The sequence below is a fragment of the Herbaspirillum sp. GCM10030257 genome (assembly GCF_042666555.1).
Taxonomy (GTDB): Bacteria; Pseudomonadota; Gammaproteobacteria; order Burkholderiales; family Burkholderiaceae_D; genus Noviherbaspirillum.
On record NZ_JBHTDH010000016.1, the window covers coordinates 14,149 to 34,777 of the forward strand.

The following is a 20,629-nucleotide window of genomic DNA, read 5'->3' on the forward strand; positions in this document are numbered from 1 at the left end:
AGGTCGGACGTTAGCGGGGTTGGCCTTCAGGAATGAAGACGTAACCCAGCCCCCAGACTGTCTGGATATAGATGGGATTGGAAGGATCGGGTTCGATCAACTTGCGCAGGCGCGAAATCTGTACGTCCAGGCTGCGGTCGAAGACCTCATATTCGCGGCCACGGGCCAGTTCCATCAACTTTTCCCGTGACAGTGGCTGGCGAGCATGGCGTGCAAACACCTTGAGCACGGAGAACTCGCCGGTCGTCAGCGAAATGGTTTCGCCGTTCTTCTTGAGGGTGCGCGTGCCCAGATCGAGGATGAAATCGCCGAACGTAAAGGTCTGCGGTGTTTCGGACGGCGCACCGGGAATTTCGTCCGGTCCCTTGCGACGCAGGACGGCATTGATGCGGGCCACCAGCTCGCGCGGATTGAATGGTTTGGGTAGATAGTCGTCGGCGCCCATCTCTAGTCCTACGATGCGGTCGACGTCTTCGCCTTTGGCTGTCAGCATGATGATCGGTGTCTGGTCTCCGGCACCACGCAGGCGGCGGCAGATCGAAAGTCCGTCTTCGCCTGGCAGCATCAGGTCGAGTACCAGAAGGTCATAGCGTTCGCGGATCCATAGCTTGTTCATCGCCTGGGCATTTTCCGCAGTGACGACATTAAAGCCCTGCTCAGCGAGATAGCGTCGCAGCAGGTCTCGCAAACGCAGGTCGTCATCGACCACAAGTATCTTGCCTTGATGGCCGTTGGGCATATGCCCGGGCGGATTCGTTGTCAGATTTGTCGTATTCATGGCGCTATGGTAACGTCAGAAAAAAAAGCGGGAATATGTCTGGCGCAAACCATTACAAAGTGTTACAAACTTTACCTTACATGGATTATCGCGCCGCACAAACAAGCATACACTGGGTTCATGGTTGCTAGCAGTGTATCCCGGATTGTGGGGTAACTTCTGCCAGTAACGATGACTAATCGGTTATCGACAATGCGACTCAAACTCCTTGGCACATTTCTTCTGTTGGCACTCGGCGCCGCGATCGCAATCGCCTCGCCCTCTGACAGTTGGCGCTCGGGACGCGAGATCGTGCGCGCTTTTCAGGTGCAGGGCGTGACGCAAGAACGCGGTGACTTTCGTCATCAGCAGGAGCAGGCCCAGCCCGATCGGCGCCGGAGCCGTGACGTCGCCGGCCAGGAAAGCAGCGGCTACGGCGGTCCTGCTGAAGGACGCGCTGGTGATGCCGCCGAAAACGCTCGCCGGCAAGGTCGGCTTAGTGCTGACGAGCGGCGTGCGCTGCGCCGTCAGATTGACGAGGTTGGTCACGATATTTACGGCCCAAAGCGCTAAGGCAAATTTTTTCGCTGTGGTCCACCTTGGTACACGCATTGCCTGCAACCCGCCTGCCTGAATCACTTCAATCTCCTCCCCAAGGTTTTGACCGCAGGGCAGCGCTGGCAACGATTGCCACGCAAGCCGTGACGGTCGCAAAAACAGAGCAGCTGGCGTTCTTGAGTAATTGAGTCACTGAATAATTGTTTTACGTGCATATCGCGTTCGGCTGTTTCGCGCAAGCAGGCGAATTCTTTTACTGCTCCAGGCGCCGGATTCAGGCTTTGTTGCGGCGTCGTGCGGCGATGTCGGCAGTCAGCTTTCCAAGTTGCTTGTAGAGAACGCCGTGTCGTTCGTCCCAAGCGTTGACGCTCCGGAATTGCCTGACGGCCGTTGCAATGTCTCCGCGTGCGATGGGGCCGGTGAGGGCTTGCGTCGTGCCGAGCCGAAATACCCCGTCGACCGTGCCGCGTACCAGCGGCTCCATCAATTGCAATGCGGTCTCTTCAGCGATGCCCGCTTTCACATATGCCTGCACGGCAACGTCGAGCACAGTGACCAGATAATTTGACGCAAATACCGCCGCAGCGTGATAAAGCGTTTTGAATTCCGGATCGATATGGACAATTTGTGCGCCAATGGATGTAAACGCCGCATTGAGAAGCTCCAGCGCTGCCATGTCCCCTTCGGCACCGCAATAGGTTCCCGTAAAGCTTTGCACGACTTCTGCCGGATCGGCAAAACTGCGGATAGGATGTAGGCTGGCAACCAACGCGCCGCACGCCGAGGCTGCCGCAAGGGCAGAGGAAGAAAGGGCACCGCTGCAGTGAAAAACAATATCGCCGTGGCGCAAAAGACCACTGGCGGCTAGGCTTTCACAAGCGGCTGCAATGTCGTCATCGGGCGTCCCGATCAGCCACACGTCTGCGGCCTGCAGTTCAGTTATCGCGGCAATCGGCACGCCGCCATGCATGAAGCTTGTCGCCTGGGCCGCACTGTGATGGCTGCGATTGAGCACTTGGCCAATCGTGAATGCGCCACAGTCATTCCAAAGCCGGCCAAGGGTCATGCCCAGCTTGCCGCAGCCGATGATATTTATGGTAGGTAAGATAGGCATTACAAGGCACTTCCATCGGCCATCACTCGCCGAACTACGGACCAATCCGTTTCCAGCAGCGAGTAGCAATTCAGGTCATGGAAACGGTTGCCCCAATAAGCCTGCTCGCGATGAATGCCTTCAAAGCGAAAACCCAGCCTTGTCGCAAGTCCGATCGATGACACATTGTCGGGGTGTGTTTCCGCCTGAACCCGGTGCAGACGCATCATGCTAAAGCCGTAGTCCAGCATGGCGGTAAGCGCTTCACGCATATATCCCTGGCGCTGGCAGTCGCGGGCGATCTCATAGCCAATGACACAATTCCGCCAGCTGCGATTCCAGCGGAATAGCCCGCAGGTGCCGATCAAGCGCCGGTCCTCGACGCGTTCGAGAGCCCAGCGAAAGCCGGTGCCGGCATCGTACCAGCTAGCAAACAGCTCTGCCAATTGCACTGCTTCGGCCGGCTCCTTGACCGGATCGACGCCATACCAGCGCATCCATTCCTGGTCTGAGTGAATCGCGAAGAGTGCAGGAGCGTCTGCCGGCGATATCTGCCGCAGACGCAGACGGTCAGTCAGCAATTCCGGAAAGAGTGTCAGCATGCGCACGGTTTTATCCCTGTCATGAATGGAATTTGACTGCAGGGCCAGTCGCCCAGTATTCACCTTCGGTCGGATGCTTGCTGCGTAACGCCATGCCACGTGCCTCGAACAGCGGATGCGACAAGGCCTCGTCGGTGCGCAGGACCGGGGTCACGCAACAGTCAGACTTGCTGAAACGCTCGGTCCAGGTGGCAAACGTTTCCTGAGAAAAGATGGCATCCAGTTCCTTGCGCACAGCCAGTGCATCAGCACCGCCAACTTCCTGTCCGAGGCTCCAATGACGGGACTTCAGATCCGGGCGGCCAAGTACCTCGCAGCAGCCTTCCCAGAATTTCAGTTCCAGCGCACCCACCGCCATGAAGCGGCCGTCGCTGGTGCGGTAAACGTTATAGCAAGGCACGCCGCCCGTGAGCAGATCCAGACCTGGATCCGCTGGTTTCCCGAAATTATTCACTGCGACTAAAGGCATGATGTTGTGCGCAAATACCGCGTCGGTCATCGACACGTCGACGAATCGTCCGGTCCCGCCACATTTAACGCCAACCAGTGCGGCCAGAATGCCCTGCACCGCGGCTTGCGCGCCGCCCAGCAAGTCGCCGACCTGGAGATTGCCCAAAGCGGGAAACCCGTCGCGCCCTACATTTTGTTCAAGGATGCCAGCCATGCCGATATAGTTGATGTCATGCCCGGCCAACTGTGCAAACGGGCCGTCTTTGCCGTAACCGGAAATTGCACACATGATCAGTCTGGGATTACGCTCCTTCAGGACATGCCATCCCACACCAAGCTTGTCCATCACGCCGGGCCGAAAGCTTTCGACCACCACGTCGGCTGTGGCGACCATGTCCAGGAACGCGGCACGGTCCTCTGCATTTTTCAAATCGAGGCGCAAGGAATGCTTGCCGCGATTGACCGCGACAAAAAATTGCGACACTTCGTTGCGCACCGGCCCCATGGTACGCGCGTAGTCACCCATACCCAGGTCTTCAATCTTGATGACTTCCGCACCCATGTCGGCAAGATGCATGGTCGCCATCGGCCCCGGCAGCAAGCGCGTTAAGTCCAGAACACGAATCCCGTGCAGGGGCTTGTCAATCGGCTGGGCAGAATGGCGTGCTGGCGACATGTGTCTCTTTCCGTCCTTTGCGGTTCTTTTCCTGGCTTGACCCGGTGCCCGTTGTGACGATGCCTATCCTATCGCGTCGCCGAACGGGCGGCATGTTATGCGGATAGCTGTTCGAGTGCGTCCTGCTGTTCCAGCCACTCCGTTTCCAGTTGTTCCAGTTCCTTTGCCAGATAGGCCTGGTCAAGGATCAATGCTTTCAACTCTTCCTTCTTTGCATCGTCGTAGATTGACGGATCGGCCAGCTTCGCATCGACTTCCGTCTTGCGCGCATTGAGCTTAGCCATCTGTTCGTCCAGACGCTTGATGCGCGATTCGATCGGTTTTTTCAGCGAAGACAGGCGCTGCCTTTCCTCGGCTTCCAAGCGCCTGCGCTCTTGCCGGTCTTCGCGGGATTCACGCGACTCAGAGCCAGTGATGCCAGCTTGCGAATTCGTACCGTCCGTCTTAACCGTTGCCGGCAACGTTACATCGGCCTTGCCCAGCTTGGTCTTGAACAGCCAGTCCTTGTAATCGTCGAGGTCGCCGTCGAAAGGTTGCAGCTTACCATCCGCCACAATCATGAACTCATCGGTGGTGGCTCGCAATAGGTGGCGATCGTGTGATACGAGTACTAGCGTGCCTTCGAATTGCGCAAGCGCCATAGTCAGTGCCTCGCGTGTTTCTAGATCCAAATGGTTGGTTGGTTCATCGAGCAGCAACAGGTTGGGACGCTGCCAGACAATCAGCGCCAGTGCCAGTCTGGCCTTTTCACCGCCAGAAAATGGAGCGATCTTGCTTGTCACCATTTCGCCACCAAAATTGAATCCACCGAGGAAGTTGCGCAACTCCTGTTCACGCGTGGTCGGCGCGATCTTGGCCAGGTGCCATAAGGGTGATTCATCATGCCGCAGCATTTCGACCTGATGCTGGGCGAAGTAGCCGATCGACAAACCTTTGCCAAGACGTACGTCTCCCTCAAGCTGCTTCAGTTCGCCGGCAATGGTTTTTACCATGGTTGATTTGCCGGCGCCGTTTACGCCAAGCAGGCCGATGCGCTGACCAGTTTGCAGGGAAAAATTGACCCCTCGCACGATGGGCTTCTCTGTGACCTCGTTGTCATTCTCGATTCGGTAACCGGCGACGACGTCTTCCATCACCAGCAAAGGATTCGGCGCACTCAGTGGCTCGCGAAACTCAAAGGAAAATTCCGCCGCGGCGCGCAACGGCGCTACTTCTTCCATCTTCGCCAGCATTTTCATGCGACTTTGCGCCTGTCTTGCCTTGGTCGCTTTCGCCTTGAAGCGGTCGATGAAGGATTGCAGATGGGCGCGCTGCCGTGACTGCTTTTCAGCGGCAGCCTGGGTCAGTGCCATGTGTGCGGCACGCTGGCGTTCGAAGGAAGAGTAGTTGCCCGAATAGCGCTTGAGCTTGCGCTCATCGATATGAACGATCACATTGACCACGCCATCGAGGAAATCGCGATCGTGGGAAATGATGATGAGCGTGCCTTCGTAGCGCTTGAGCCAGTCTTCCAGCCAGATGATTGCATCAAGGTCAAGGTGGTTGGTCGGTTCGTCAAGCAGTAACAGTTCGGAAGGACACATCAGCGCCTGGGCGAGATTCAGACGCATGCGCCAGCCGCCTGAAAAACTGGCGACAGGCTGCTGCATCTGATCAATGCTGAAGCCGAGACCTGTCAGCAGCTGCTCTGCACGCGAGCGCACGGTGTAGGCGTCGGCATCAGCGAGCGCAGCATGCAGCTCGCCAATTCGTGTGCCATCGCCATGGCTTTCCGGGCCGTTTTCCAGAGCAGCAAGTTCGGCTTCCAGTCGACGCAGGTCGGCGTCGCCGTCAATTGCGTATTCCAGCGCAGGACGATCGAGTGCGGGCGTTTCCTGGGCGACATAGGCCATGCGCCATTTCGCGGGATAGTCGACTTCGCCAAGATCGGCATGGAGTTCACCGCGCAGCATGGCAAACAGGCTGGACTTGCCCGCGCCGTTGGCGCCGATCAGGCCGATCTTGTCGCCCGGGTTCAAGGTCAGGTCGACATCTTCAAGCAGCGGCTTGATGCCTCGTGTGAGGCTGACATGCTGAAAACGTATCATTGCTTCTTCAATTGGTCTGCGGTCAACAGGAATACCATGTCGTCGCCTGCGCTGGTCGATACCCAGGTAAGCTCAAGTTCGGGAAACGCGGCTTCCGCGAAAGCGCGCTCATTACCGATTTCGACGATCAGGACACCGTTCTGGGTCAGTCGCTCCGCCGCGCCAGCGACGATCTTGCGCACCAGATCCATGCCATCGTCTCCGCCTGCCAGCGCAATTTGTGGTTCACGGCGATACTCTTCCGGCAGCTTGGACATCGAGCCGGCATTGACATATGGCGGGTTGGTGACAATCAGGTCGTACTTCTTTTTCGGTACGCTGTCATACAAGTCGGACTGAATAAGGCTGATGCGGTCTTCCAGTGCATAGTCGGCGACATTGCGCCGCGCCACTTCCAGCGCATCGGCCGAAATGTCGACCGCATCGACCTGGGCATTGGGGAAGGCATCGGCCAGCATGATCGGCAGGCAACCGGAACCGGTGCACAGTTCGAGAATGCTGGTCACCGATTCCGCATCCTCAACCCACGGTGAGAATTGTTCCGGAATCAGTTCGGCGATGAATGAGCGCGGCACGATGACGCGCTCGTCGACATAGAAACGATAGTCGCCCAGCCAGGCTTCATTGGTCAGGTAAGCAGCCGGCACGCGCTCACTGGTGCGGCGCTCGATGACCTGCAACACCTGCGTTGTTTCATTCGGCAACAAGTGAGCATCAAGGAAAGGTTCAAGCTTGTCGAGCGGTAGTTTGAGCGTATGCAAAATCAGATAGGCGGCTTCGTCGAAGGCGTTATTGCTGCCGTGGCCGAAAAACAGATTGGCGGTGTTGAACCGGGTAACGGCGTAACGCAACAGATCGCGAACGGTAGTGAAATTATTGGGTGTCATGTAGAAAGGGGGTTGAAGTGTTCGGTCATCCCGACGGGTATCGGGTATCAAAAACGGGTGCGATGAATGTGGAAAAGTTTGCTACAGCAGCAGGTTTTCCAGCGTACGCCGGTAAATGTTTTTCAGTGGATCAATGAAGCGCAGCTCGATGTTCTCGTCGATCTTGTGAATACTTTCGTTGGGTGGTCCAAACTCGATCACCTGCGGACAGATCTGCGCAATGAAACGGCCGTCCGACGTGCCGCCGGTCGTCGACAAATCCGCATCGACACCGGTCTCGCTCTTGATCGCATGTGTAATGGCTTTGCTGAGTTCGCCGCGCGGCGTCAGGAAGGGAAGTCCGCTGATGGTCCACTTGATGTCGTAGCCAAAATCGTATTTGTTCAGTATCTCATGTACACGCTTTTGCAGTCCTTCGATGGTACTTGCCGTTGAAAAGCGGAAATTGAAGTCGACCACGACCTCGCCGGGAATCACGTTGCCTGCGCCCGTGCCGCCGTGAATATTTGATACCTGCCAGGACGTGGGCAGATAGTACTCATTGCCTTCATCCCATTTTTCGGCAACCAATTCAGCTAGCGCCGGGGCGGCGAGGTGAATCGGATTCTTTGCAAGTTGCGGATAGGCAATATGACCTTGCACGCCCTTGATGATCAGCCTGCCTGACATCGAGCCGCGCCTGCCGTTCTTGATCACGTCACCCAGCGTGTCGCTCGAGGTGGGTTCGCCGATAACGCAATAGTCAAGCTGCTCGCCACGTGCCTTCAGCATGTTGCAGACGACGACGGTGCCGTCGGTTGCCGGTCCTTCTTCATCGCTGGTCAGCAGGAAGGCGATGGAGCCGCGATGTCCGGGATGGGCCTGCACGAATTCTTCGACTGCAATCGCCATCGCTGCAATCGATGTCTTCATGTCGGCGGCGCCACGCCCGAACAATCTGCCGTCACGGCGTGTCGGCGAGAACGGATGCGAAGTCCATTGTTCTGCCGGTCCGGTTGGCACGACATCGGTGTGTCCGGCAAAGACGATCAGTGGCTGGACATTGCCTTTGCGCGCCCAGAGATTGGTGACATTGCCTGACCTGATGGTTTCGCAACGGAAGCCGAGCGGCTCCAGGTGTGAAATCAAACGCTGCTGGCAGCCGTTGTCTTCCGGTGTCACGGACGATAACGCAATCAGCTCCTCGGTCAGCGCAAGCGTACGGCTCATGTCATGACCCGGCGAAGTGTTGCTGGTAGAGCGCGTCGGAAAAGCCGACATGTGCCGACTTGTCGTCGACCAACACGGGTCGCTTGATCACTGAAGGCGTTTCCAGCATCAGTGCGACGGCACTTCGGGCATCGATAATTGCGGCTTTGCGTTCTTCGGGCAGGCCGCGCCAGGTCGTGCCTTTGCGATTGACCAGCGTTTCCCAGGGTACGTATTTAAGCCAGCTGTGTACGATGTCCGCGTTCAGCCCTGCCTTCTTGAAATCATGAAAGGTATAAGAAACGCCGTTCTGATCAAGCCAGGTGCGCGCCTTCTTGACGGTATCGCAGTTGGGAATGCCGTAGAGAGTAATTGCCATTGAGTTGAAGGGTGAAAAGGTCAGAGGTCAGACATTAAGGGTGAATTCCGTAAAGGTCGGGCCGTCGTCCTTCTTTGGTTCCGGTTCAGGTTCCGGCGCCTTGCCTTGCGCGTTATTGATCAGCCAGTACAGGTTGGTCGCGGAGTCCGCATTGGCCAGCGCCTCTTCCTGCGTAATCACATCGTCCTGGATCAACTGCATCAGTGCCTGTTCAAAAGTCTGCGATCCCGGCGACATGCTTTTTTCGATCGCTTCCTTGATCTGGCTGATGTCGCCCTGTTCAATCAGCTCGGCAATATGGCGCGTATTGAGCAGCACTTCGACCGCCGCGCGGCGACCGCCATCCTTGGCGAGCACGAGTCGCTGGGACACTACCGCCTTGATCGTTGCCGCAAGATCCGGTAGCAGCGAAGGACGGTTTTCCAGTGGGTAGAAATTGATGATACGCGTCAGCGCCTGATAGCTGTTGTTTGCATGCAGGGTGGCGACGACAAGGTGGCCTGACTGCGCATAGGCTAGCGCCGCAGCCATGGTTTCCTTGTCACGGATTTCGCCGATCAGGATGCAGTCGGGCGCCTGGCGTAGCGCATTTTTCAACGCAACTTTCAGGCTTTCGGCATCGGTGCCGATCTCGCGCTGGTTGACGATGGATTTCTTGTTGGTGAACAGGAATTCAATCGGGTCTTCCAGCGTCAGGATATGGCCAGTCTTCTGGATATTGCGATGATCCAGCATCGCCGCGATCGTGGTCGACTTTCCGGAACCTGTCGCCCCTACCACCAGGATCAAGCCGCGCTTTTCCATGATGATATCGGCCAGCACCGGAGGGACGCTGAGGTCGGCAAGGCGGGGGATATCGCCCGGAATGTAGCGAAATACCGCGGAGAAGGTACCGCGCTGCCGAAATGCGGAGAGGCGGAAGCTACCCAGTCCGGAAACGGGAATACCCATATTGAGTTCGTTACGGGCTTCCAGTTCCTGCAATTGCGCGGTGGAGACGACTTCTGCAAGCAGCGACTTGATTGTCGCGTTGTCCATCTTCTGCTGATTGACCGGAAGAAGATGCCCATTGATCTTGATATGGATTGGCGAATTCACCGTGATGAACAGGTCCGATGCCTTTTTGTCCTTCATTAACTGGAACAAGCGATCCATCGCCATGTCGGCCTCCGTGCGGGGTGTGCGGAATTTGCGGGACAGGCGACCCTGTCCGCTGTTAAAGCGTTGAATCTGGTATGGCTTCCCCAAGTTGAGGGAAGCCTTGTCCTGTCTAACGGAATAACAAAATAACGAAAGCGGAGTGGGCTAACGTGATGCTCCGCTTTCGTGGTAAATCACTCAGGCCATCAGGCTTCGCGCAGCAGTTCGTTGATACCGGTCTTGGCGCGGGTCTTCGCATCCACGCGCTTGACGATAACGGCGCAGTACAGGCTGTATTTACCATCAGCGGATGGCAGGCTGCCCGACACGACAACCGAGCCGGACGGAATGCGGCCGTAACTCACTTCGCCGGTGGCGCGATCGTAAATCTTGGTCGACTGTCCGATGTAGACGCCCATCGAAATCACGGAGTTTTCTTCGACGATCACGCCTTCGACGATTTCCGAACGCGCGCCGATGAAGCAGTTGTCTTCGATGATGGTGGGATTGGCCTGCATTGGCTCAAGCACGCCGCCAATGCCGACGCCGCCCGACAAGTGAACGTTCTTGCCGATCTGTGCGCAGGAGCCGACGGTAGCCCAGGTATCGACCATGGTGCCTTCATCGACATAGGCGCCGATGTTGACGTAGGAAGGCATCAGCACAACGTTCTTGCCGATGAAGCTGCCACGGCGTGCCACTGCCGGCGGAACCACGCGGAAACCACCTTTGGCGAAATCTTCAGCGGTGTAATTGGCAAACTTGGTCGGGACCTTGTCATAGAACTGCATGTCGCCCCCGGCCGGCATCGGCACATTGTCTTCGAGGCGGAAAGACAGCAGGACGGCTTTTTTGATCCACTGGTTGACGACCCAGTTGCCGCTGTCTTTTTGGGCGACGCGCAAAGTACCCTGATTCAGTTGTTCAAGCACGTGCGCCACGGCATCGCGGACTTCGGCGGGAGCGGATTTCGGCGAAAAGTCGGCGCGGTTTTCCCATGCCTGGTCGATGATCTGTTGGAGTTGTTGAGTCATTTGGATCGCTTTTTACGTAAGTGAATCAGGAAATCAGGAAAGTTTCTGGGTAAATTCGACAATGCGGCGCGCCGCTTCCAGGCATTCCGACACTTCAGCCACCAGTGCCATGCGTACCCGGTTCTGTCCGGGGTTAATGCCGTGGGCATCGCGCGCAAGATAACTACCGGGCAACACGGTCACATTATATTCGGCATGCAAGCGCTTCGCGAACTCCGTATCGGACAACCTGGGCACCTTGGCCCACAGGTAAAAGCCGGCGTCCGGCAGTTGTACATCGAGCACTTCCTGCAGCAGCGGCGTGACATCATTGAACTTGGAGATGTACTTGGCACGGTTTTCCGCCACATGTTGTTCATCATTCCATGCCGCAATAGACGCAGACTGAATCGATGGACTCATCGCGCTGCCATGGTAGGTACGATAAAGCAGGAATTTCTTCATGATTTCGGCATCGCCGGCAACAAAGCCGGAACGCATGCCGGGCACGTTCGAACGCTTGGATAGGCTGGAAAAAGCGATCAGGCGGCGGAAATCCGACCGTCCCAATTGCTGTGCCGCTTCGAGGCCGCCCAGGGGGGCAACCGATTTGAAGTAAATCTCCGAATAGCATTCGTCAGCGGCGATCACGAAACCGTAACGATCTGACAATCCGAACAGTTCCTTCCAGTCTTCCAGCGTCAGTACTGCGCCGGTCGGGTTCCCGGGTGAGCATAAATACAATAACTGCACCCGCTCCCATACGTCGGCCGGGACGCTGCGGTAATCGGGCGCAAAGTTGCGTGCCGGGTCGGAATTGACAAAGTAGGGCTCGGCGCCGGCGAGGTAGGCTGCGCCTTCGTAGATCTGGTAGAACGGATTGGGGCACATTACCAGCGCACCGGGACGCGGATCAATGATGGTCTGCGCCAGCGCGAACAATGCTTCGCGTGAACCGTTGACCGGCAATACCTGCGTGGCTGCATCGACCTTCGGTAGTCCATAGCGGCGTTCCAGCCAGCCAGCGATGGCAGCACGCAAGCCCTCTGCACCGGTAGTCGACGGATAGCTTGCCAATCCGCCAAGATTGTCCGCCAGTGCATTCTGGATGAACGCAGGTGTCGGATGCTTGGGCTCGCCGATGCCAAGGCTGATCGGAGAATATGCGGAATTGGGCTGAATGCCTGCGAAAAGCTCGCGCAGCTTTTCGAAAGGATAAGGTTGTAATTTATTTAAGAGCGGATTCACGTGGGAGAGCTCGGCAAGGGATAGGGAATGCTAAAAGAAACAACGCGGCATTATACCGCCCGCCGTGTACTGCGCGCCCGCCACACCGGATGGAAAATGATGATCTGCGGACTTGAAATGATATGATAGGGCCCTTTCACGGGGGCTAACTCCGTTCTGGTTTAACTCGTCTGGAACAGTCGACAACGTGCGCCTAACTTCTCTTAAATTATCAGGATTCAAGTCCTTCGTGGATCCCACCAACTTCCAGGTTCCCGGTCAGTTGGTCGGTGTCGTCGGCCCGAACGGCTGCGGCAAGTCCAATATCATGGATGCGGTACGCTGGGTGTTGGGCGAGTCCAAGGCCTCCGAACTGCGGGGCGAATCGATGCAGGACGTCATTTTCAACGGATCGACCAGCCGCAAGCCGGCCGGTCGCGCATCCGTTGAACTCGTATTCGACAACAGCGACGGCCGTGCCGCAGGGCAATGGAGCCAGTATGCGGAAATCGCCGTCAAGCGTACGCTGACCCGCGACGGTACCTCGACCTATTACATCAATAACCAGGCAGTGCGTCGCCGCGACATTCAGGATATCTTCCTCGGCACCGGCCTTGGACCGCGTGCTTACGCGATCATCGGCCAGGGCATGATTTCGCGAATCATTGAAGCGCGCCCCGAAGACCTGCGGATCTTTCTCGAGGAAGCGGCTGGCGTGTCGAAGTACAAGGAACGCCGTCGTGAAACTGAAAACCGCCTGCAGGACACACGCGAAAACCTGACACGCGTTGAAGATATCCTGCGCGAACTGAACACCAACCTCGAAAAACTGGAGGCACAGGCGGCCGTCGCTCAGCGGTTCCGCGAGCTGCAGGCCGACCAGGACGAAAAGCAAAAGCTGCTCTGGCTGTTGCGCAAGAACGAGGCAAAAACCGAACAGGAAAAGTTCTTTCGCGACATCGAGAAAGCACAGACCGATCTGGAAGAGCAGACTGCCAAGCTGCGGCACATCGAGACCGAGCTCGAGCACATGCGGCAGGCACACTACGCCGCCGGCGACCGCATGCATACCGCGCAGGGCAACCTGTACCAGACCAACTCTGAAATCGGCAGCCTGGAAGCACAGATCAAATTCGTGATCGAATCGCGCAACCGCCTGCAAACCCAGCTCAATTCCCTGACCGCCCAACGTGACCAGTGGCAGCGCCAGAGCCAGCGGCAACAGGAAGAGCTGGAAGAAGCCGAGATGCACCTCGAAGAACACGGCATGCGCGTCGAACAGGCGCAGCAGGCCGCGCACAGCCAGAACGATCTGATTCCCGCGCTCGAACAGTCGTGGCGCGAGCTTCAGCTCAAGACCACGGAGTCGCGCGGCAAGATCATGCAGATCCAGCAGCAGATCGAGCTGGAATCGACGCATCAGCGCAATGCTTCCAACATCCTTGCCAATCTCGCCACACGCCGTGAGCGCCTGTCGCAGGAAAAGAGCGGCATGTCGATGCCGGATACCGCGCACCTGAGCAATCTCCGGATGCAGCTGGAAGAAAAGCAGGCTGCGCTGGAAGAAGCGCGTGAACATCTGGAAGCCGCACAGGAGCAGCAGCCCAAGCTGGAAGAAGAACGTCGTGTCGCCCAGCAGCAGGTGAACACTGAAACCGCCAACAATGCCCAACTCGAAGCACGCCTGAGCGCACTGAAGCAATTGCAGGAAAACGTGCAAACGCAAGGCAAGGTTCAGCCATGGCTGAAAAAGCATGAGCTTGGTGACTTGCCCCGCCTGTGGCAAAAGCTGCATATCGACCAGGGTTGGGAAACCGCGCTGGAGTCGGTGCTGCGTGAACGCACTTCGGCACTCGAAGTGTCCAACCTGGATTGGGCCAAGGCATTCTTCAACGATGCGCCGCCAGCCAAGCTGGCCTTGTTCACTCCGAATGAAACCGCTCAGCCAGCAGTCGGTGAAGCACCTGCCGGCCTCAAGCCTTTCATCAACTTGCTCCAGCTGAACGATCCGGGCCTGCGCGCCTTGATGCAGGACTGGCTGAGTAATGTATTTGTCGCGGACGATTTCAATGCCGCCTTTGTCGATCGTGCCAAGCTCCCGGTCGGTGGCTATTTCGTCACCCGTCAGGGCCATGTCGTCGGCAAGTCCAGCGTGCGTTTCTACGCATCGGATTCCGAGCAGGATGGCATGCTTGCGCGCCAGCAGGAAATTGAAAACATCACCAAGCAGCTGCGTGCGCAGCAGATGCTGGCCGACGAAGCGAAGTCACGTGCGGTTCGCGCGGATGCCGCGGTTTCGCAGGCGACACAGCGACTGCAGGAACTGCGCCAGCGCGTCACCACGCTGACGCAGGCGGTCCATGGCTTGCAGATCGACGTGATGAAGTTGTCCGAAGTACAGGAACGCTTCAACCAGCGCAGCACCCAGATCGAAACCGATCTGGCAGAAATCGCCGCACAGGAAGGCGAGCAGCAACAGGCCAAGGCGGAATCGGAAGCCAAGTTTGAACAACTCGACGTTGAGTTGGCAGAGCTGCAGGAAAGCCATGAAGACGGCCAGACCGCCTACCTTGCCAAGGAACAGCAGCTTAACGATGCACGTCAGCGACTGCGCGAGCTGGAACGTGCGGCGCAAGAAGCCGAGTTCGCCGAAAAGGCGCACCGCAACAAGATCGAAGAACTCAAGCGCGGCATTTCGACCGCGCTGGAACAGTCAGCACAGCTCTTTGCCAGCATGCAGCAGGGGAGCCTGGAACTGGAAAGTCTGGACGACCAGGCCGCGCAGGCCGGCCTGCAATCGCTGCTGGACAAGCGATCCGACCAGGAACGCGCGCTGGCTGATGCCCGTCATGAACTCGACCAGCTGACCCAGAAACTGCGGCATTCCGAAGAAGCGCGCATGCAGGCCGAACGCAGCCTGCAACCGCAGCGTGATCGCATCATGGAACTGCAGCTGAAGGAACAGGCGGCACGGCTTAATCAGGAACAGTATGCGCAGCAGCTCATCGAGGCGCAGGCCGACGAAGCCGCGTTGGCGGAAAAGCTGAACGCCGATATGCGGCCCTCTTACCTGCAGGGCGAGGTTACCCGTCTGACCAACGCGATCGCGGCACTAGGCGCGGTCAACCTGGCGGCACTGGACGAGCTTGCGCAGGCTTCGGAACGCAAGAATTTCCTGGACGCGCAGCACGCCGACCTGACCGAGGCAATCAACACGCTGGAAGACGCCATCAACAAGATCGACCGTGAAACCCGCGACTTGCTGCAAGACACCTTTGACAAGGTCAACAAGCACTTTGGCGAGTTGTTCCCGATCCTGTTCGGCGGTGGCCAGGCCAAACTGATCATGACCGGTGAAGAGATTCTCGACTCCGGCGTGCAAGTCATGGCGCAGCCGCCCGGCAAGAAAAACGCGACGATTCACCTGCTGTCCGGTGGTGAAAAGGCATTGACGGCGACTGCGCTGGTGTTCTCGATGTTCCAGCTGAATCCGGCACCGTTCTGCCTGCTGGACGAGGTCGATGCGCCGCTGGACGATGCGAACACCGAACGTTTCTGTAATATGGTCAAGCGCATGTCCTCGCAGACGCAGTTCCTGTTCATTTCGCATAACAAGATCGCAATGGAAATGGCCCAGCAACTGATCGGCGTCACCATGCAGGAGCAGGGCGTATCGCGGATCGTGGCGGTGGACATGGAGTCGGCTGCGAACTTTGCCAGCGAGGCGGAGGCAGCCTAACAAAGCATGTGAATGATGTCGGTGGACGCAAATGATCCTGAAGATGGTCAAGACCGGTACATTCGAAGACCAGATTGGCAGCCTGAAGGAGGGCATCCTTCAGGCAAGGATGCCCATCAGTTACGCGCCGAACGTGCCAAGGCGGCGCGCTTCTGGTAGTAGGCGACGTTCATTTGCGCTTCTTTGGCGCGCTGCTGCTCGACGTCGGCGCAGATCAGGTAGTGACGCTCCGCGCGTTGCAGCCACCAATGCTGAAGCGAACGCAGGATGGGGCTCAGCGACATCATGGCCAACTCTTGCAGTCTGAAGTCCTTTGCGCCGGAAAGCTCAGGTTTCGATTTGATTGTCTGTGTATTCATCGTTGCTCCTCGAATGCTGGTTGTCCCGTTTTCAGTCCGTCCCGACGCGCTGCGAAACGGTCGTGACATCGTGCTTGCTCCATGATCAACGTTCATGCGGTTCTCCATAATCGAAAGGATCTTGGTATGCTTCGTTCCTTTGGTACGCCAGATGGTGCGACACTGCGTTACGACCGTTTGAAGCTCCCGAATATGTCGCGCCGGAATAATTGTTATTCTTTATTTCGCGCACCTGCCGGGTATTGACGAGGGTCAACGGAGTGAACCCAGCCATTCGGCAATGATCAATGCCTCACGTACATTTTTTCCTGGAAGCACCAAAAATGATGCTTTACGAACATTTCGACACCTGATTACCTGCCTTGACAACTTTATGAGCGGACACTACCCTCAGTTCCTGTTTGCAAGGCAAATCGGCAGTCTGCATCGCGTACGCAATAAATTTTGCTCGCAGGCAATGTACCGGTGAGGCCAACTACTTTTTGTTCTTTGAAATGACCGAAACCATCTCGCAACTTGGCATTCCCGCGCATTCGCGGCAATGCCGTAAATGCGTCAAACATAACAAGGGCCATTGCGCATGACCGACCTCCAAGCAAGCCTGATGGCAATCGGTGGCACGATAGTCGTAGGCGTTATCAGCTATAACAAATGGCAGGAATACAAAGCCAAGAAGACGGTGCAACGCGCCTTTGCGTCCGAGCACGACGATGTGCTGATGAATCCGGGCGCGGCGACCGACGGCAGCCCCGAGACACGGCACGAGCCCACGCTGGCATCCGACAACGTAGTAACTACACCGTCGCCTGCCGCAGAATCGGCGATTGCCTCTTCTGCGGCTGTAGATAGTGTGTCCGCACTTGCGGAAGCGCCAGCCGAAGTGCCGGCACGCCCGCCGCAAAAAGAATTGCCGGTCGACGAACTGATTGATTGCGCGATCGCACTCGAACTCGGTGGCCCGGTGCGTGGCGAAAAAATCCTTCCCAAGTTGCAAACCTTGCGTCATGTCGGCAACAAGCCCGTGCATTTCATTGGGCAGCGTGAAGATGGCAACTGGGAAACCGTGGCCCATGGTGTTTTGTATTACGGCTTGTTTGCCGGGGTCCAGCTCGCTAACCGCAGCAGCGCACTCAATGAAATTGAGTATTCGGAACTGATTACGCGTCTTCGACAGATCGCGGACGACATTGATGCCGAGCTGGATGTGCCCGACATGGGCGCGGTCATGGCAAGTGCCCGTTCCCTGCATCAGTTTGTCGCCGAATACGATGCCCAGCTGAGCGTCAATATCCAGGCCAAGGGTGCACCGTGGGCAATTAATACCTTGCTGGCTGCGCTGGAACGTCAAGGATTTGACTTGCGTCCGGATGGCCGTCTGGTGATGCCCGACGGCGACGGCGGTGTGCTGTTCTCGTTGTCTACCAATGTCAGTCTGGCAGCGGAAACGACGACTCGCCTGACGCTGTTGCTGGATGTCCCTCGCGTCACTCCTTCGCACGACGGATTCGGGGCCATGATCGCTTGCGCGCGCATGCTCGCCGCCCGTCTCGACGGCGTGGTGGTCGATGATGGCAACCAGCCGCTGACCGATGCCGCGCTCGCCGAGATTGCCGAGCAGGTCGCCGCCTTCTACACCCATATGGAAGAGTCGAATATTCCAGCCGGTTCCGTTCGGGCCACGCGTTTGTTCAGCTGACATGCAAAATGATTTTTTCCCTGATTCGCAAGCGGGAGGCGTACACAAGCCCGAAGTGAATCACTGGCAGGAACGCGCTGCCTGGCTGAAGGCAGAACTCAACCGTCACAGCCATGCTTATTACGTGCTGGATAATCCGACGATTCCGGATGCGGAATACGACAAGATGTTCCGCGAACTGGTCGAGCTGGAGCAGGACCATCCAGACCTGGTGACATCGGACTCTCCGACGCAGCGCGTCGGCGGCAAGCCTTTACCGCAATTCGAGCAGGTCAGGCATGCGTTGCCAATGTTGTCGCTGAACAATGCGTTTGGCGAGGAAGATATCGTCTCCTTCGACCGTCGCGTGCGCGAAGGACTCAACACGACCGAGGACATTACCTACTCGACCGAACTGAAGTTCGACGGGTTGGCAATCAGCCTGCGTTATGAAAACGGTCACCTGGTCCAGGCCGCAACCCGGGGTGATGGTACGACCGGTGAAAACGTCACCGCCAATATCCGCACCGTTCGTGCAGTGCCGCTACGCCTCAATACCGATACGCCGCCGGCTGTGCTGGACGTGCGCGGGGAAGTGCTGATGTTCAAGGCCGACTTCGCGCGTCTCAACGAAAGGCAGCGTGAAGCGGGGCAGAAAGAATTTGCCAATCCGCGTAACGCCGCTGCCGGCAGTTTGCGGCAGCTCGACTCGCGCATCACTGCGCAGCGCACACTACGCTTCTTTGCTTACGGCATCGGCGTGCTGGAAGGGGCCGAGATGCCGGGCTCGCATTCCGCACTGCTCGACTGGTATGCAGCGATGGGACTGCCGGTATGCCGCGAGCGTGCGGTAGTCAAAGGTGCAAAGGGTTTGCTGGACTTCTTCCATTCAATCGCGGAAAAGCGTTGCGGGCTCGCGTACGATATCGACGGCGTTGTGTACAAGGTAGACCGGCTTGAGCACCAGCAGCGGCTTGGTTTCGTATCGCGCGCCCCACGTTTTGCCATCGCCCATAAATTTCCCGCCGAAGAAGCCATGACGGTCGTGCAGGATATCGGCGTGCAGGTGGGCCGTACCGGTGCGATTACGCCGGTTGCGCGTCTGGCGCCCGTCTTCGTTGGCGGTGTCACCGTCACCAATGCTACCCTGCATAACGAGGACGAGGTTAACCGGAAGGATATCCAGATCGGCGACACCGTCATCGTGCGCCGTGCCGGCGATGTGATTCCGGAAGTGGTGGCCTACGTGCCCGAACTCCGTCCGGACAATGTGCGGCGTTTTGTGATGCCGGCGACTTGCCCGGTCTGTGGCTCGCCCATCGTGCGTCCCGAAGAAGAAGCGGTCGCGCGCTGTTCCGGCGGCTGGATCAAATGCCCGGCACAACGCAAGGGCGGTTTGCTGCACTTCGTGTCGCGTCGCGCCCTGGACATTGAGGGCTTCGGCGAGCAACTGGTTGAACAGCTGGTCGACAAAAACATCATTACTACTGCTGCCGACTTGTACAAGCTCGGACTGACCGCACTTGCAGAACTTGATCGTATGGCGGACAAGTCGGCCCAGAACGTCCTGAAAGCCCTTGAAAAATCCAAGTCGACGACGCTGGCCCGCTTCATTTACGGCCTCGGCATCCGCCATGTAGGCGAAGCAACCGCCAAGGAACTGGCGCGTCATTTTGGCAATCTCGATGCCTTCCTGCGTGCTTCCGAAGAACAATTGCTCGAGGTCGCGGACATTGGACCTGTCGTAGCGCGTTCCATCGTCAGCTTTCTGTCGGACCCGCTCAATATTGAATTGATTGAACAGCTGCGTGCCGCCGGCATCCATTGGCCCGAATCCGAATCGGCTGCAGCGGTACCCAAGCCGTTCGCCGGCAAGACCTTTGTACTGACCGGCACACTGCCCAACATGACGCGCGATGAAGCCGCGGAGCGGATCGAGGCCGCAGGCGGTAAGGTGGCGGGTTCGGTGTCCAAGAAGACCAGTTATGTCGTCGCGGGCGAAGAGGCGGGAAGCAAGCTCGTCAAGGCACAGGAATTGGGCGTCACGATTCTGGACGAGCCCGGGTTGCTTGGTTTGCTGGATATGCAGCTACCAGAAGAGGAACAGCAGCAAGGGGAGCAGTGACTCGGCGATTAAGCGGCCGGTCAGCGCGAGCTGGATGTTCTGGCACTTTTTGAGAAGCGTGTAAAACGAAAAATAGTTGTATAACCTTGACGAGTACCGAAAGATCCGGAGACCGATATGGCTGTATATGACATCCTGAAAATGGGCGACCCACGCCTTCTGCAGCATGCTGAACCGGTTACTGAATTCGGTACGCCCCAATTGCTTGGTCTGGTCGAGGATATGTTCGAAACGATGCGTGCCGCAGATGGTGCAGGACTTGCCGCACCGCAGATCGGAGTCAACCTGCAGGTGGTGATCTTCGGCTTCAAGAAAAACGTCCGCTATCCTGACGCTGCGCCGGTCCCCGAGACTGTCCTCATCAATCCCGTGATCACGCCCTTGTCCTCAGACATGGAAGAAAACTGGGAAGGCTGCCTGTCGGTTCCCGGATTGCGTGGCATGGTGCCACGCTGGGCGCGGGTGCATTACGAAGGTTTCGATGAGCATGGCAACCTGATCAGCCGTGATGCCGAGGGCTTTCATGCACGCGTGGTGCAGCATGAATGCGATCACCTGATTGGCACGTTGTATCCCATGCGTATCAAGGATTTTTCCAAATTCGGTTTTATGGATGTCCTCTTTCCCGATATGAAAGCCAGCGACGACGATTGATCCGGATTTCCGCATTCACG

General features: G+C 57.4%; 17 protein-coding genes. 5 read left to right on the forward strand and 12 right to left on the reverse strand.

Annotation, left to right across the window (positions count from 1 at the left end; all coding sequences use genetic code 11):
* Positions 1 to 10: 10 nt before the first annotated feature.
* The gene (ompR, locus tag ACFQUU_RS20685) at positions 11 to 778 is read right to left on the reverse strand and encodes a two-component system response regulator OmpR (protein WP_382250009.1); all 768 of its coding nucleotides are present in this window, start codon (positions 776 to 778) and stop codon (positions 11 to 13) included.
* A gap of 192 nt (positions 779 to 970) precedes the next feature.
* On the opposite strand from ompR, the gene ACFQUU_RS20690 reads away from it, so the two are divergent.
* On the forward strand, positions 971 to 1,330 hold the full coding sequence (locus ACFQUU_RS20690) for a hypothetical protein (protein WP_382250010.1): 360 nt from the start codon (positions 971 to 973) through the stop codon (positions 1,328 to 1,330).
* Between the two features lie 259 nt (positions 1,331 to 1,589).
* Here the strand turns inward: ACFQUU_RS20690 and ACFQUU_RS20695 are convergent, their stop codons facing one another.
* The 10 genes from ACFQUU_RS20695 to dapC form a co-directional block, all read right to left on the reverse strand.
* On the reverse strand, positions 1,590 to 2,429 hold the full coding sequence (locus ACFQUU_RS20695) for a Rossmann-like and DUF2520 domain-containing protein (protein WP_382250011.1): 840 nt from the start codon (positions 2,427 to 2,429) through the stop codon (positions 1,590 to 1,592).
* Positions 2,429 to 3,010, reverse strand: a complete 582-nt coding sequence (locus tag ACFQUU_RS20700; RefSeq protein ID WP_382250012.1) for a GNAT family N-acetyltransferase — start codon at positions 3,008 to 3,010, stop codon at positions 2,429 to 2,431. The genes ACFQUU_RS20695 and ACFQUU_RS20700 overlap by 1 nt, the downstream gene beginning before the upstream one ends.
* Positions 3,011 to 3,029: 19 nt before the next feature.
* A complete protein-coding gene (locus ACFQUU_RS20705) occupies positions 3,030 to 4,136 on the reverse strand; it encodes a CaiB/BaiF CoA transferase family protein (protein WP_382250013.1) in 1,107 nt (368 codons plus the stop codon).
* A 95-nt stretch (positions 4,137 to 4,231) separates the two neighbouring features.
* Positions 4,232 to 6,223, reverse strand: a complete 1,992-nt coding sequence (locus ACFQUU_RS20710; RefSeq protein ID WP_382250014.1) for an ATP-binding cassette domain-containing protein — start codon at positions 6,221 to 6,223, stop codon at positions 4,232 to 4,234.
* Positions 6,220 to 7,110 (reverse strand): 50S ribosomal protein L3 N(5)-glutamine methyltransferase, encoded by an 891-nt coding sequence (gene prmB / locus ACFQUU_RS20715; protein WP_382250015.1) that lies wholly within the window; start codon positions 7,108 to 7,110, stop codon positions 6,220 to 6,222. The genes ACFQUU_RS20710 and prmB overlap by 4 nt, the downstream gene beginning before the upstream one ends.
* Before the next feature lie 81 nt (positions 7,111 to 7,191).
* On the reverse strand, positions 7,192 to 8,319 hold the full coding sequence (dapE, locus tag ACFQUU_RS20720) for a succinyl-diaminopimelate desuccinylase (RefSeq protein WP_382250016.1): 1,128 nt from the start codon (positions 8,317 to 8,319) through the stop codon (positions 7,192 to 7,194).
* Between the two features lies 1 nt (position 8,320).
* On the reverse strand, positions 8,321 to 8,677 hold the full coding sequence (locus ACFQUU_RS20725; protein WP_382250017.1) for an ArsC family reductase: 357 nt from the start codon (positions 8,675 to 8,677) through the stop codon (positions 8,321 to 8,323).
* 27 nt (positions 8,678 to 8,704) lie between these two features.
* Positions 8,705 to 9,838, reverse strand: a complete 1,134-nt coding sequence (locus ACFQUU_RS20730; protein ID WP_382250018.1) for a PilT/PilU family type 4a pilus ATPase — start codon at positions 9,836 to 9,838, stop codon at positions 8,705 to 8,707.
* A gap of 185 nt (positions 9,839 to 10,023) precedes the next feature.
* Positions 10,024 to 10,851, reverse strand: a complete 828-nt coding sequence (gene dapD / locus ACFQUU_RS20735; protein WP_382250019.1) for a 2,3,4,5-tetrahydropyridine-2,6-dicarboxylate N-succinyltransferase — start codon at positions 10,849 to 10,851, stop codon at positions 10,024 to 10,026.
* Positions 10,852 to 10,884: 33 nt separating this feature from the next.
* On the reverse strand, positions 10,885 to 12,078 hold the full coding sequence (gene dapC, locus ACFQUU_RS20740; protein WP_382250020.1) for a succinyldiaminopimelate transaminase: 1,194 nt from the start codon (positions 12,076 to 12,078) through the stop codon (positions 10,885 to 10,887).
* A 187-nt stretch (positions 12,079 to 12,265) separates the two neighbouring features.
* Between dapC and smc the strand changes: the two genes are divergently transcribed.
* A complete protein-coding gene (gene smc / locus ACFQUU_RS20745) occupies positions 12,266 to 15,796 on the forward strand; it encodes a chromosome segregation protein SMC (RefSeq protein WP_382250021.1) in 3,531 nt (1,176 codons plus the stop codon).
* 116 nt (positions 15,797 to 15,912) lie between these two features.
* Here smc and ACFQUU_RS20750 read toward each other — a convergent pair whose 3' ends face one another.
* Positions 15,913 to 16,155 carry a hypothetical protein gene (locus ACFQUU_RS20750; protein WP_382250022.1) on the reverse strand — a complete coding sequence of 81 codons (243 nt, stop codon included), beginning with the start codon at positions 16,153 to 16,155 and terminating at the stop codon, positions 15,913 to 15,915.
* Positions 16,156 to 16,735: 580 nt separating this feature from the next.
* On the opposite strand from ACFQUU_RS20750, the gene ACFQUU_RS20755 reads away from it, so the two are divergent.
* The 3 genes from ACFQUU_RS20755 (at position 16,736) to def (ending at position 20,609) form a co-directional block, all read left to right on the forward strand.
* Positions 16,736 to 17,851, forward strand: a complete 1,116-nt coding sequence (locus tag ACFQUU_RS20755; RefSeq protein WP_382250023.1) for a cell division protein ZipA C-terminal FtsZ-binding domain-containing protein — start codon at positions 16,736 to 16,738, stop codon at positions 17,849 to 17,851.
* A 1-nt stretch (position 17,852) separates the two neighbouring features.
* The gene (gene ligA / locus ACFQUU_RS20760; protein WP_382250024.1) at positions 17,853 to 19,955 is read left to right on the forward strand and encodes an NAD-dependent DNA ligase LigA; all 2,103 of its coding nucleotides are present in this window, start codon (positions 17,853 to 17,855) and stop codon (positions 19,953 to 19,955) included.
* Positions 19,956 to 20,072: 117 nt separating this feature from the next.
* Positions 20,073 to 20,609, forward strand: a complete 537-nt coding sequence (def, locus tag ACFQUU_RS20765; protein ID WP_382250025.1) for a peptide deformylase — start codon at positions 20,073 to 20,075, stop codon at positions 20,607 to 20,609.
* Positions 20,610 to 20,629 lie beyond the last annotated feature (20 nt).